The organism is Moorella mulderi DSM 14980 (genome assembly GCF_001594015.1).
GTDB lineage: Bacteria > Bacillota > DSM-521 > Neomoorellales > Neomoorellaceae > Neomoorella > Neomoorella mulderi.
In genome coordinates this window covers 304704-318446 of sequence record NZ_LTBC01000001.1, presented here as the reverse complement: position 1 = coordinate 318446, position 13743 = coordinate 304704, and the positions used below count along the sequence as shown (strand labels likewise).

Annotated in this window: 13 protein-coding genes; 12 read left to right on the top strand and 1 reads right to left on the bottom strand. The window is 58.8% G+C overall.

All coding sequences use genetic code 11. From position 1 onward, the window contains the following. Positions 1 to 54: 54 nt before the first annotated feature. The 10 genes from MOMUL_RS01545 to MOMUL_RS01500 all read left to right on the top strand — a co-directional run bounded on the left by MOMUL_RS01545 (position 55) and on the right by MOMUL_RS01500 (position 11287). On the top strand, positions 55 to 909 hold the full coding sequence (locus tag MOMUL_RS01545) for a YwmB family TATA-box binding protein (protein ID WP_062280668.1): 855 nt from the start codon (positions 55 to 57) through the stop codon (positions 907 to 909). Positions 910 to 968: 59 nt separating this feature from the next. Continuing rightward, a complete protein-coding gene (gene murA, locus MOMUL_RS01540; RefSeq protein ID WP_062280665.1) occupies positions 969 to 2225 on the top strand; it encodes a UDP-N-acetylglucosamine 1-carboxyvinyltransferase in 1257 nt (418 codons plus the stop codon). Between the two features lie 100 nt (positions 2226 to 2325). Continuing rightward, the gene (locus MOMUL_RS01535) at positions 2326 to 2742 is read left to right on the top strand and encodes a DUF1640 domain-containing protein (RefSeq protein ID WP_062280662.1); all 417 of its coding nucleotides are present in this window, start codon (positions 2326 to 2328) and stop codon (positions 2740 to 2742) included. A 139-nt stretch (positions 2743 to 2881) separates the two neighbouring features. Beyond that, entirely contained in the window at positions 2882 to 3862 is a 981-nt protein-coding gene (spoIID, locus tag MOMUL_RS01530) for a stage II sporulation protein D (protein WP_062280659.1), read from the top strand. Positions 3863 to 3921: 59 nt separating this feature from the next. Beyond that, a complete protein-coding gene (locus tag MOMUL_RS01525) occupies positions 3922 to 4662 on the top strand; it encodes a M23 family metallopeptidase (RefSeq protein ID WP_062280657.1) in 741 nt (246 codons plus the stop codon). A gap of 62 nt (positions 4663 to 4724) precedes the next feature. Beyond that, positions 4725 to 4982, top strand: a complete 258-nt coding sequence (gene spoIIID, locus MOMUL_RS01520) for a sporulation transcriptional regulator SpoIIID (RefSeq protein WP_054937494.1) — start codon at positions 4725 to 4727, stop codon at positions 4980 to 4982. Positions 4983 to 5059: 77 nt separating this feature from the next. Then, on the top strand, positions 5060 to 6094 hold the full coding sequence (mreB, locus tag MOMUL_RS01515) for a rod shape-determining protein MreB (protein ID WP_062280654.1): 1035 nt from the start codon (positions 5060 to 5062) through the stop codon (positions 6092 to 6094). A gap of 180 nt (positions 6095 to 6274) precedes the next feature. Beyond that, positions 6275 to 7450 carry an efflux RND transporter periplasmic adaptor subunit gene (locus MOMUL_RS01510; protein WP_062280650.1) on the top strand — a complete coding sequence of 392 codons (1176 nt, stop codon included), beginning with the start codon at positions 6275 to 6277 and terminating at the stop codon, positions 7448 to 7450. After that, entirely contained in the window at positions 7447 to 10569 is a 3123-nt protein-coding gene (locus MOMUL_RS01505) for an efflux RND transporter permease subunit (protein WP_062280647.1), read from the top strand. The genes MOMUL_RS01510 and MOMUL_RS01505 overlap by 4 nt, the downstream gene beginning before the upstream one ends. 136 nt (positions 10570 to 10705) lie before the next feature. Beyond that, a complete protein-coding gene (locus MOMUL_RS01500; protein WP_062280644.1) occupies positions 10706 to 11287 on the top strand; it encodes a TetR/AcrR family transcriptional regulator in 582 nt (193 codons plus the stop codon). A 130-nt stretch (positions 11288 to 11417) separates the two neighbouring features. Here the strand turns inward: MOMUL_RS01500 and MOMUL_RS01495 are convergent, their stop codons facing one another. Continuing rightward, a complete protein-coding gene (locus tag MOMUL_RS01495; RefSeq protein ID WP_054937499.1) occupies positions 11418 to 11603 on the bottom strand; it encodes a hypothetical protein in 186 nt (61 codons plus the stop codon). A 287-nt stretch (positions 11604 to 11890) separates the two neighbouring features. Between MOMUL_RS01495 and MOMUL_RS15505 the strand changes: the two genes are divergently transcribed. Further along, the gene (locus MOMUL_RS15505) at positions 11891 to 12523 is read left to right on the top strand and encodes a copper amine oxidase N-terminal domain-containing protein (RefSeq protein ID WP_062280641.1); all 633 of its coding nucleotides are present in this window, start codon (positions 11891 to 11893) and stop codon (positions 12521 to 12523) included. Between the two features lie 243 nt (positions 12524 to 12766). After that, complete coding sequence (locus MOMUL_RS01485) at positions 12767 to 13729, top strand: LCP family protein (protein ID WP_062280638.1); 963 nt, start codon at positions 12767 to 12769, stop codon at positions 13727 to 13729. The last annotated feature ends 14 nt before the right edge of the window (positions 13730 to 13743 follow it).

Genomic DNA, 13743 nt, shown 5'->3' with positions numbered 1-13743 from the left:
TTCTGGCCCCCTGGCAAGAATAGGTATAATCCGTTTTGCAAGGGGGCATTTAATTTGCGCTGGTTCTCATTTAATTCCCTGCGCTTTAATTTTAAGATTTTCCTGTTAATCGTCCTCATCCTGAGTTTTGCTGGGGGCCTGGCCCTGGCCAGGCACATGCACCCCCTGGCGGCCCTGACTTCCCGCGTGGCAGGTAATCAGGCTGCCAGTACCGGTCAGGCCGTTAACAGGGACGACCCGGTACCCCACCTTTTATTTAACGCCTTTACCGCCAGCGGCGCCCGCCTGGAAACCATGGGCCTGGAAGCCTGGGGCAGCCTTAATTCTACTTTTATGGACGGCGAGGCCATCCACGACCTGGCCGGCAGGGTTGCTGCTGCCCTGGGGCTGGAGGGGACAGGCGGTTTTACCAGGCAGGATGACACCAGTTTCCATGCCCTTTACTGGGAAGGGGAACTGCAGCCGGGGGTGGTCCTGTACTTTTCCCTCCAGAGCCTGGCAGGGGCGGGGGAGGGCGGTGAGACCTACCTCCTCATCAACCTGGAAGGCCAGCCCCAGCAGGGTGAAGGGGAGATGCTGGCCTGGCAGGAAAGGGTGAGGGAGGCCTTCCAGCCCTGGCAGGTGGAGCCCCACCTTATCTACAGCCTGACCGGCGTTATCCCCGGGAAACTTACCCCGGCGGAGAGGGAGCAGCGGGCCAGGGCCGTCCTGGCCGCTCTGGCAGCCGAGAAGGTAGAGGGCGTGGAAGAGGAGGATCTCCTCTCCATCAGCGCTTATTCCCCCCGGTTACCCCGGTCCCTGGAAGTTGCCGGCCGGCCGGTAAATGCCAACGTGGCCCTGCGCTATCACGCCACCGATGGCAATACTTATTTACATTTAGGTTCTCCTCTTTTAGGTGGCGAGTATTAGCCGTTATATGTTATAATAAAATTTAAATAGAGATTTGCGGCCAAAGGGGCTAAGGGAAATTGGAGGCAATTGTCATCAAAGGCCGTTCACGCCTTAAGGGACGGATAGCCATCAGCGGCGCCAAAAATGCTGTACTACCCATTATTGCAGCCTGCCTGCTGACTGAAGATGAATGTTACCTGGAGGATATCCCCCGCCTGGCCGATGTTGATACCATGTGCGGGGTTATTGGCGAAATGGGGGCCGAAGTTTACCCCGACGGGGTGCGGGGTTTAAGGGTGGCGGCTGGATCTTTACAGGGAGTTGAGCCACCCTATGAATTTGTCCGCCGCATGCGTGCTTCCTTCCTGGTCATGGGGCCGCTCCTGGCCCGCCTGGGCCGGGTAAGGGTATCATTGCCCGGCGGTTGCGCCATTGGCGCCCGGCCCATTGACCTGCACCTTAAAGGGATGGCCGCTCTGGGGGCCAGTATTCATGTCAACAACGGCAACGTGGAGGCCGAGGCCGGGCGCCTGAAGGGAGCGTCCATTTACCTGGATTTTCCTAGCGTCGGGGCGACGGAAAACATTATGATGGCCGCCGCCCTGGCCGAAGGGACGACGACCATTGAAAACGCTGCTGGCGAGCCCGAGATTGTCGACCTGGCCAACTTCATCAACGCCATGGGTGGCCGCGTCAGCGGCGCCGGCACCAGGGTTATAAAGATCGAAGGTGTCAGGGAACTCCACGGCGCCCGCCATGCCGTCATCCCCGACCGGGTGGAGGCCGGTACCTTTATGATCGCCGCAGCAGCCACGGGGGGTGACGTGTTCCTGGAGAACGTCATTTCCACCCACCTTAAGGCTGTCATGGCCAAGCTGGCGGAAGCCGGAGCCTGTTTAAAGGAGGAGGACGGCGGCATCAGGGTTCAGGCGGAACTGCCTTTGAAGGCGGTGGACATCAAGACCATGCCTTACCCCGGCTTTCCCACGGACATGCAGGCCCAGTTCATGGCCCTCCTGACTACAGCCCGGGGTAGCAGCGTCGTGACAGAGACGGTCTTTGAAAACCGTTTCATGCATGTCAATGAGCTAAAGCGCATGGGAGCCAGCATCGTCATTGAGGGCCACTGCGCCGTTGTGAAAGGCAAAAAAAAGCTTACCGGTGCGCCGGTCAAGGCCACCGACCTGCGGGCCGGTGCCGCCCTGGTCATAGCCGGCCTTATGGCTGAGGGGGAGACGGTAATTTCCTGCGTCCATCACATTGACCGGGGCTATGAGGACCTGGTGGGTAAACTGCAGGCCCTGGGAGCGAAGATTAGCCGGGAAGAAAGGTAGAGATAGCCCGGCTCTGGCCCATCAAAGCAGAACAATCTTTTCAAGCTTATATGGGTAATGGTAAAATGTACTCAAGGGAGGGGAGAAAGGGGTGGCAGCGATGCCCGAGGAAATCAGGCAGGAAATAGAGCGGGGGAAGAGGGAAGTAGCGGCCGGTGCTGAGGAAAAGGCGGTTGATTTTGGCTTTTACCTGCTGGTTGACAGGATTGCCGATTTAAAAAGCGACCTGCAAAAGCAGATAATGGACGTAAAAGAAAGCCTGCGGCAAGAAATGAAGCAGGAAATAGGTGCTCTCAGGCAAGAAGTAAAGCAACAAACAGATGCCCTGCGGCAAGAAATGAAGCAGGAAACAGGCAGCCTGCGCCAGGAGATGGAATCCTTGCGCCGGGAAATAAAGCAAGACTACCAGTATTTTGATAACAAGCTGGACAACTACCGCTGGTGGAGTATAGGTACATTTTTTGCTGTCCTCGTGGGATCGCTGGCTATAGCGTTTACCATATATTTTGCAAGATAGGCATATTTACCGGGCCTGGCGCCGGATTGTCGTTTTTATGCTGACCGCCCTCCCCAGGGGCGGTCTTTTTTTGGTCAAGCCCTCATATACATGGACATAGCAGGTGGACAAAACCTCAAGCCACCGGAGGGGGAGCACCATGCGTAAAGTAATGGGCATTTTCATTATCCTCATTTTTGCGGCCGTAATTATCGTACCGGCCATGATTATCGAAGGTATCCGTCTTTTTCAGCCGCCGGTCCAGGTCCAGACGGGGCAGCAACTGGTACGGGTCTACTTTCACCAGAACGGTGACATCAAGATTCTGCCCCTGGAACAGTATATAACCGGAGTGGTGGCCGGGGAAATGCCGGCCAATTTTGAGCCGGAAGCCCTCAAAGCCCAGGCCGTGGCCGCTCGCACCTATACCCTCAAAAAGATAGAAGAAGCCAGAAACAAGCCCGACGACCGCCATCCCGGCGCCGATATCTGCACCGACCCGGCCCACTGCCAGGCCTTTGCCGATGACAGCCTTTTGCGGCAACGCTGGGGTTTCTTTAATTTCTGGCGCTATAAAAGCAAAATCCAGGAAGCCGTCCGGGCCACCCAGGGGATGGTCCTGACCTACCAGGGAAAGCTCATCGATCCTGTCTACCATGCCAACAGCGGCGGCCGCACGGAGAGCGCTGCTGCCGTCTGGGGCCGGGACCTGCCCTACCTCCAGAGCGTACCTTCCCCCTGGGATAAGGAAGCTCCCCGCTACCACGACACCATCTCCTTCACCCTGGAAGAACTGGACCGGAAGCTGGGGGTCAACCTTACATCCGTACCGGCGGCAGCCCTGGCTCCGTCCGGGGGGACGGCCATGAAGGTCCTGGAAAAGACCCCTACCGGCCGCGTCAAGACCATAAAAATCGGTAACAAGACCTTTGCTGCCACTGAGTTACGGCAGCTCCTGGGCCTCCCTTCAACCGATTTCACCTGGCAGGTCCAGGGGGACCGCATGATTTTCAATACTACCGGTTATGGCCACGGCGTGGGCATGAGCCAGTACGGCGCCGACGGTATGGCCAGAGAGGGCAAAAACTTCGCTGATATTCTTACTTACTACTACCGGGGCGTAAAGATTGAGAGCCGGTAAATGCTTATGTATAAAATGCCAGAAAAGGGGGCAGAATCCAGCTGAGGTGATGCAACCACATGCTGAAGATTCTGGCCTCATGGAAAAAACTTTTATCACGGCAACCGCTGTTTAGACCGGGAAGCCTGGAAAGGCTGCAGCGGGCGTTGAGGCGTCGTGGCCTCTACCTGGTCCTACTCGCTATTCTCTTTGGCGGCAGCTATTACCTGGTAACCAACGACGATGTTTTTAAAAAGCCCGCCATCCAGACCTTTACGCTGGCCGGCCAACCGGCCTCCCAGGAACTGCCTGTACCGCGGGAACCCCTGGCGGGTTCGACCACCGTACCACCTGAACTCCAGGAGCAACCTGGCGCCCAGGCTGCCCCGGCTACGGCAGCGGGACAGGCCGGCAAAGACGAGGCCCTGCCTTCCCTGGCTCTGCCCGTTAGCGGTAAAATGGGTAAGGGGTACGGCTTTACTTATATCCCGGCCTTTGACGACTACCGCTTTCACTCCGGAGTAGACCTGGAAGCCCCGGCAGGCAGCGAGGTTAAAGCCGCGGCTGCCGGGGTGGTGAAGCAGGTAGAGCACAGTGATGCCTGGCGTTACCGCCTGATCATTGACAATGGCAACGGCTACCAGACGGTCTATGCTCACTTAAGCAGCATCAAGGTAGCCAAGGGGGATAAGGTCCAGCCAGGCACCGTCCTGGGAGAGCTGGGTGATCCAGGTACGGCCGAAGCCGGGACACCGGCCCACCTGCACCTGGAATTACTAAAAAACGGCAAGGCCGTCGACCCCGTCCCGGCCCTGCAATAAGTTCTTTTTTCGGCAGCCTGCCAATAAAATTATAGCGGAGTTGAAATTGGGAGGCTGCCTCCATGCAGGATCATATCCAGGAAAGGGTACTGCAGATAGCCGCCTACATCGTGGAGCGTCGCTGTACGGTCCGCCAGGCGGCTACTGTTTTTCATGTCAGCAAAAGCACTGTCCACAAGGACGTCACTGAACGCCTGCCGCGCCTTAACGAGAACCTGGCCAGGGAGGTACGGGTAATACTTAACGCCAACAAAGCTGAACGTCACCTCCGGGGTGGGGAAGCTACCAGGAAAAAATATAAAGAAACGCAGGTTTCCTGAAAGGGCCGACAGGAATTCTTTCCTCTCCTGGAGAATTATTAACAAGATTGCCATGGGAGAGGAAGGGAGCAAGATTAATGTTTGGCCTGGGTTATCAGGATATCGGTATCGATCTGGGGACGGCCACTGTTCTGGTATATGTGCAGGGTAAGGGGATTGTCTTACGGGAGCCTTCGGTGGTAGCCCTTAACCGGGATAACGGCCAGATTTTTGCGGTTGGGGAAGAAGCACGGCGCATGCTGGGCCGGACACCGGGAAATATTATCGCCCTGCGCCCTTTAAGGGATGGGGTCATCGCCGACTACGACAGTACCGAAAAAATGCTGCGCTATTTTATAGAAAAAGCAATTGGTCGGCAGGGTTTTTTCCGGCCGCGGGTGATGGTCTGCATCCCCTCCGGGGTTACCGGCGTGGAGGAACGGGCGGTGCGCCAGGCGGCCCAGCAGGCCGGCGCCAGGCAGGCCTATGTCATTGAAGAGCCCCTGGCGGCGGCCCTGGGGGCCGGCCTGGATATTGCTGAACCCAGCGGCTCCATGGTGGTGGATATCGGTGGGGGGACGACCGACATCGCTGTCCTTTCCCTGGGGGGTATTGTGTGCAGCAATTCTTTAAGGGTGGCCGGGGACAAACTTGATGAAGCCATTGTCCGTTACATACGCCGTGAGCACAACCTGATGATTGGTGAGCGCAGCGCCGAGGAATTAAAGATCAATATTGGTACGGCCCATCCTTCGTCCCGGGCCGAAGCCAGTATGGATGTCCGCGGCCGCGACCTGGTAGCCGGCCTGCCCAAAACGGTAAACATTACTTCCAGGGAAATCTATACTGCCATCCAGGAGCCCCTGCAGCAGATAGTCGGTGCGGTGAAAGAGGTGCTGGAAAAAACGCCGCCGGAACTGGCGGCGGACCTGGTGAACAAAGGCATCGTCATGACCGGCGGGGGCAGCCTTCTTCATGGCCTGGACCTCCTGTTGAGTGAAGAAACGGGACTGCCGGTGCATGTGGCCGACGATCCCGTTTCCTGCGTCGCCCTGGGGACAGGCAAGGCCCTGACCATGCTGGATGTCTTGAAGCAGAACAACCCTTCAGAAGGCTGGCGCATGGGCCGGTAAGAATTTTGCTGGAAGAGGCAAGTAGGGGCAAAAACTACTTGCCTTTTCTTCTGTTACAGGAAAGTTAAATTATGTTAAATTGGCATGGCAAGTATTGATCATCTTACCAGCATCCTGCTATAATGGGTTCGAAAAAAATGACCGACCGTCCGGTCAATTAAGAGACAGGGGAGTGTAACCGTGAGGCTAAAAAGGAACTCTGCCGGTGTTATCCTGGCCCTTTTTCTCCTGGCTGTAACTTTAGGTGGCTGTGGTAAAAAGCCGGCAAGCCAGGTGGAAACACCCAGGGTAGCGGTGGAAGTGGCGCAGGTCAAGCGGGGCAGCATCGCCCAGCCGGTAAGGGTGACCGGCACCGTCCAGGCCGGGGCCACCGTCCAGGTAATGGCCGCCAGCCCGGGGAAGATAAAGGCTATTCTCGTGGATGTAGGGGATAAAGTGGTCCAGGGGCAAATAATAGCAGAATTAGAAAACAGCGACCTGGAAGCGCGCCTGCAGCAGGCAAGGGCGAACCTGGAGCAGGCGCGCCTCGGCCTGGACCAGGCTGACGCCCGGGTGAAGCAGGCGGAAGTCAGGGCGGGGCTGGATGAGACCAACCTGAAGCGCACCCAGACGCTGTTCGACCAGGGCGCGGCTTCCCAGCAGCAGCTGGATGCCGCCCGCACAGCCGCGGCCGTCAGCCAGGAAGACCTGGCTGTAGCCCGCGCCTCCCTGGCGGCCTCCCGCGCCCAGGTCGCCGCGGCCGAGGCGGCCGTACGCCAGGCCGAGGTAGCCCTGGAGAATACATACATCAAGGCGCCGGTGAGCGGAGAGGTGGCGGCGCGCCTGCTGGAACCCGGCGCCCTGGCCCAGGGAGCGGTAGTCACCCTGGTGACTTCCGGCGAGCGCCAGGTGGAGATAGGCGTTACCGAACAGGACGTCAACTACCTCCAGCCGGGCCGGGAGGTTGCCGTGGAGGTGCCGGCGGTAGCGGCAGAATCCCTGAAAGGGAGGGTCGCCAGCGTCAGCCCGGCGGCCGACGAACGTTCCCGCGTTTTTAAAGTCAAGGTCAGCCTTGTCAACGCCCCGCCGGGGGTCAAGCCGGGTATGGCCGCCACGGTTATCTACACCACCAGGCAGGTCAATAATGCCCTCCTGGTCCCCAAAAACGCCGTAGTCAAGCGCGGCTCCCAGGACATAGTCTACACAGTCGTTGAAGGCAAGGCGGCAGGCCGGGTAGTCACCACCGGTATAGCAGACGATAAAAACGTCGAGATCGTCAAGGGCCTGACTGACCAGGACAGTATTATCGTCAAAGGACAGGACTTCGTCAGTGAAGGCCAGCCGGTGGAAGTCGTGAACGGGGGTGCAGGGGCATGAACTGGCTTCAGGCACTGGTCAGGCGCCCGGTAGCGGTAACCGTGGCCGTCCTGGTAGCCATCCTCCTGGGGGCCGTGTCCCTGGCGCGCCTGCAGATAGACCTCCTGCCTGATTTGAACCTGCCCTACGCCGCGGTGATTACAACTTACAGGGGTGCCGGGCCGGAAGAAATCGAAAAGACTATTACCAGGCCCCTGGAAGACGTCCTGGGCACGGTTCAAGGAGTCAAAAATATCCAATCATACAGTATGTCCGGCACATCCTTGGTCCTGCTGGAGTTTAACTGGGGCCAGGATATGGATTTTGCGGCCCTGAATATGCGGGAGAAAGTCGACCAGGCTGAGCGCTTTTTACCCGATGCGGCAGATAAACCGGTGGTCATCAAGTTTGACCCTAACATGATGCCCGTGATGACCCTGGCCATGTACGGCGACATGGACGAGCAGCGGTTGAAAGACCTGGCGGAAAATACCATCAAGAGCCGTCTCGAGCGCCTGGACGGCGTCGCCTCGGTAAACATCACCGGCGGCCTGGAGCGCGAGATCCAGGTACTGGTAGACCCGGCCCGGCTGCAGCTCTACGGCCTGTCCATCAGCCAGGTGGTCCAGGCCCTGCAAGCGGAGAACAGCACCTTTTCCGCCGGCAAGGTCAGCGACGCCGGCAAAGACGTCCTGGTCCGGGTCGATGGCGAGTTTAAAGACCTGGACCAGGTCCGCCAGGTGACCCTGGCCACCGCTGCGGGGACGGTGCGCCTGGGCGATATAGCGGAAGTACGGGATTATCATGCCGAGCGGCAGAACTATGCCCTTTTCAACGGCCGGCCGGCCATCGGCCTGTCCATCCAGAAACAGACCAGCGGCAATACGGTACAGATCGCCCGTGCCGTTAAACAAACTATCAGGGAGCTGCAAAAGGAGCTGCCGCCGGGGGTAATCCTGGAGCCGGTAGTGGACCAGTCCCGCTACATCGAAAGCGCCATCAACGGCGTTTACCGGGATATGCTGTACGGCGGGCTGCTGGCCATGCTGATTATTTTCATTTTCCTGCGGAACTTCCGGGCTACCCTGGTCATCGGCCTCACCATTCCTATCTCGGTAATTACAACTTTTGTCCTCTTATATTTCGGCAAGATGACCCTCAATATGATGACCCTGGGCGGCCTCTCCCTGGGCATAGGCCGCATGGTCGACGACGCCATTGTAGTCTTTGACAACATCTACCGCCACCGCCAGGAGGGCCGGGAAGCCATGGCGGCGGCCGTATCAGGAACCCGGCAGGTGACCACGGCCGTGGTGGCCTCTACCCTGACCACCGTATCCGTCTTTTTGCCCATCGCCTTTATTGAGGGAATGGCGCGGGAGATCTTCGGCCCCCTGGCCTTGACGGTGGCCTTCTCCTTGATGGCATCCCTGGCTGTCTCCATGACCGTCACCCCGACTGTGGCGGCCCGCCTCCTGGCCGGCGCCTTGCCCCCGGAGGCCACGACAGCCCGCAATTTCTGGCAGAGCCTGGTTAACGGCCTCTGGCTGGCGCGTTTAAGCAACGCTTACAGCCGCTTCCTGAACTGGACCCTGCGGCACCGCAAGCTGACCGTAGCGGCGGTGGCCCTCATCTTTGCCGGCAGCCTGGCCCTGGTGCCGGCGGTGGGGGTGGAATTTATGCCGGTCACCGACGAAGGGACCATCAGCGTGTCTATCGAGCTCCCCAAAGGGACTGCCCTCGAGGCCACCGCCGCGGTAGCCGACCAGGTAGTAAGGCTTATCCAGCAGCAGCCGGAAGTCCAGAGCATCTACCAGCAGATCGGCAGTACCGGCGGCACGGCCAGCTTTATGAGCGGTGAGACGCCAGAGGCAGCCAGCCTGAATATCAACCTGGTACCGCTGGAGCAGCGCCGCCGGAGCTCGACCGAGGTGGCGGCGGCTATCCGGGCGCAGGTCCGGAAAATTGCGGGCGCCAGGATTAACGTCACTACCTCCTCCAGCTTCGGTGGGGCTATGAGCGGCGCGCCCGTGCAAGTAGACATCCACGGTTCCGACCTGGAGGTGCTAAAGGAGCTCGCCACCGAGGCGCAGCAGCTGGTGGCCGCCGTGCCGGGCGCAGTGGGCGTGGAAAACAGCCTGGCTAAAGGCCGGCCCCAGGTAGAGATCACCGTCGACCGGGAAAAGGCCGCCCTGTACCGGCTGGGAGCCGGGCAGGTCGGTGCGGTGGTGGCCACGGCCGTAGGCGGGACAGTAGCCACCCGCTACCGCACCGGCGGTGACGAATACGACGTCCGCGTCTTCCTCCCGGAAGCCAGCCGTCGCAATATTGCTGACCTAGAGAACCTCACTGTACTGTCCCCCCTGGGGGTGCAGGTGCCTTTAAAAGAGATCGCCAACCTCAAGCCGGACACTACCCCCAGCACCATCAACCGTTACAACCAGGACCGGGTGGCCAGTATCACCGCCAATTTAAGTGGCGCCCGGCCCCTGGCCGAAGTGTTGCGCGACGTACAGGCAAAGATGGAGCAGCTTAAGCTGCCGCCGGGCTACAGCGTCGAGTACACCGGCCAGAACAAGATGATGAACGAGACCTTCGGCCAGCTGGGGCTGGCCCTGCTCCTGGCCGTGGTCCTGGTGTACCTGGTCATGGCCGCCCAGTTTGAATCCTTCTTCCACCCCTTTATCATCATGTTTTCCATCCCGGTAGCGCTGACAGGGGTGGTACTGGCCCTGCTGGCCACGGGGAGAACTTTCAACGTCGTCGCCTTTATCGGGATCATCATGCTGGCCGGCATTGTTCTCTCCAACGCCATTGTCCTGGTGGACTACATCAACATCCTAAGACGGGAAGGCGTACCGCGGCAGGAGGCGATCCTGACAGCCGGCCGCACCCGCCTGCGGCCCATCCTGATGACGGCCCTGACCACAATCCTCGCCATGCTGCCCCTCGCTACCGGTCTCGGCGAAGGGGCCGAAATGGAAGCCGGCCTGGCTACGGCGGTTATCGGCGGTCTGATGGCTTCCACAGTGCTGACCCTGGTCCTGGTACCGGTGCTGTACACCCTCTTTGAGGACCTGGGCCAGCGCCTGGCCCGCTTGCTGTCGCCGGCGCGGCGCCGGCAGGGGGTAGGGGCATAGGTACGGAGGTTCCCCGGTACCCGGCGGCGGGGTAAACCGCCGCCGGCACCGCCCGCCTGCAGCCCGCCCGGGGAGGCCGGCGCCGGGAATGTAAATGGCAGGTATGGAAAGCAAGAGAAAGGGGGAGGGTAGAGGTATGACCCGCGCGACAGGCGACAAGCGCCAGCAGATCCTGGCCGCCGCCACCGAGATCTTCGCCGCCCGCGGCTTTTACCAGGCTAAAATAGCCGACATCGCCGCGGCCGCCGGGGTGGGGAAGGGAACCGTCTACGAGTATTTCCGCAGCAAAAAGGACCTCTTCCAGCAGCTACTGCTGCACCTTTTCAACGCCCACCTGGACCACCTGCTAAAAGTGGTCCAGGAACCGGACCTTGCTGGGTTCCTGGAGCGCCTTTTCAGGGAAAGCCTGAGCTACTTCCAGGCGCATCAGGAAATTGCCAGAATTCTTTTAAGTGACCACCCACCTATAGACGCTGCTACCCAGAGGTTGCTCTTCGCCGCCAAGCAGGAAAAACTCCAGCGCATGGCTGCATATCTCAAGGCAGCCGCCGAACGGGGGGAGATGCGCCCCGTGTCACCATGGATGGCTGCCAACCTGATCGCCGGCTTTATCGCCGCCCTGGGCCACCAGCTTTTCTTTGATAGCGATATGGATTTCGACCCGGCCGCCATCGCCAGCGAAGCTGCGGCGATGATTCTCCAGGGCATCGGCGGGTAGGGAAGCCGCGGCTGCTGGTGCTGCCGCTTAACCCGGCGCCCGCAATACCGGTCCCGGGGGCGCTGCCCTACCTGACCCCCGGGACCGCAAGAAAAAAAGCGCGGTTTAAACCCGCGCTTTTTTACTCCTCCTAGACCACATTTCGCTTGGGAAGCCTGGCCTGGGGCCTGCTTTTGCTTTTGCCCAGTTCAAGCTGCTCGTCAATGTCCATAATCCTGACGAGCAGGTGGGGCCGTTCCCTTTCCGAGGCGTAGGCCCACTGTTCCAAGAGCGCCTTGCGTTCGCGGAGGAGATTGCGCTGGATGTCCTTCAACATTTTTTATGCCTCCCTTCTTCGATATAAATAAGTAACGGGGGAATTGCAGGAAACTAGATTCTTTTGCTAAATAGTATCTCTCGTTACCCCCGTTCTTATTATACCATAAAGATAGGTACTTTGTGAATTATAGCTTGAAAAAAAATTGCAATTATTTCTCCTCGTCAGGACAAAAAATTTGCCAACAGGAATCTCGTCCTTTGTGTCGAAATACATCAAGATACGTTTTAGCACCATCCGATGCCCCAGGCAATCTGGCTTCTAAGATTAAGAGGAGGCCCGGTAGTATGAAGCAACCTTCTTTACGCAACTGGAAAATATTCCTGCCCCTGCCCCTGACCCTGATAATAGCCGCCGGCATTTATTTTGCCGGCCGGTCAGTCCAGGCCGGGGGACCGGAGCCGGGTAGCAGCCAGGACCCTCTGGTAACCAAATCTTATGTCGACAATTATATCGACAGCCGCACCCGGGAGTTACAAGGGCAGCTTGATAACATAAATAAGCAGATCGCTGAACTGGAAGCCAGGATAACTGCCCTGGAGCAGCGCCCGGTGATTAAGTTAACTATCGGCAGTAAGACGGCTTATGTGGGCAGCACCGCCAAACAGCTGCCGGTTGCTCCCTACCAGACAGGCAATGGCACCTCCATGGTCCCCTTCCGCTTTATCGGCGAGGCCCTGGGGGCTAAAGTTGATTATAACGAAGCAACGCAAACTGTCAGCTATACCACCGCGACCCATTCGGTTATCCTGAAAATCGGTACTACTACCGGTACATTTGATGGACGGAAAGATGACCTTCCTGCGCCGGCCACCCTGGTAAATGGGACGACCATGGTACCGGTGCGGGTCATCAGCCAGGGCCTGGGAGCCAGGGTGGACTGGGACCAGGCTACGCTGACCATCACCATCAGGCCATGACTGGTCTACCGGCCGGATACCTGTTGCCGGCCCCCTGGCTGCCTGTCAGGAGGAAAACTCCCAGCAGCAGCGGCAGGTAGCCCGGGGCGAGGAAGCAGGTTGATAATCTGTACAGGTACAGCAGAACTAGCAGAACTGCAAAGGGCGCGCCAGGCGCCCGTTCCCTTGTGAGGAAGAAAAATTTTTGCGGACAGGGGAACCAGGAGAGCTAATTTAGCGTCTATAAATTTGGGGGAAGAGCTCATGGTGGCGACACCAGACAGGCAAACTGAATTCTGGGGTGAAGGGGCGGCCCTAGCCAGGCGGAAGCGCCGCAGCTCCTTACCTTTAATTTTCGGTATAATCCTGCTGGCATTTTTTACCTTTGGTGCCTTTGCCTTTGCCGGCTACCGGCTGGCCAACCTGTGGCTGGCCGGTGGCCTGGCTACCGGCCAGGGAAATAAGGACGGCAGCGGGCTGGCCGAGGCGGCACCCGGCCAGCCCCAGACTATTCTCTTAATTGGTGTCGACCGGCGCCAGCCCCAGGAGCCTTCCCGGTCGGACACCATTATCCTGGCGGTGGTTGATCCAGCGAAACCCCAGGTCGATCTCCTTTCCATACCGCGGGACTCGCGGGTAAAAATACCCGGCCACGGCTATGATAAAATCAATGCCGCCCACGCCCTGGGCGGCCCCCAACTCCTGATGGACACCATCAACGATTTCCTGGGCACCCATATCGAGAAGTATGTTGAAGTCGACTTCCAGGGGTTTGAAAAGATCATTGACATCCTGGGCGGCGTTGACATCGACGTGGACAAGCGCATGTATTACCCGGAAGAGGGCATTAATCTCCGCCCGGGATTTCAGCACTTGAACGGCTACGACGCCCTGGGCTACGTGCGTTATCGCTACGACCCGGAAGGAGACATCACCAGGATCGGGCGCCAGCAGAAATTCCTGAAAGCCGTAGTCGACCAGACGTTAAGGCTGAGCACTATTCCCAAGATACCCCGGCTCGTCAGCGAAATAAGTAAAGAGGTCAAGACCAACCTCAGCCTCAAAGAAATGCTCTCCCTGGCCTTGAGCATGAAAGATCTAAACAGCAGCGCCATGACCGCGCACCTGGTACCGGGGGAAAGCAGGTACATCAACGGCGTCAGCTACTACCTGGTCGACCAGAAGAAGCTGGCGGAAACCCTGGCGGCTATTCCCAACCTGCGGTAAAGAAGCCCGGCCGG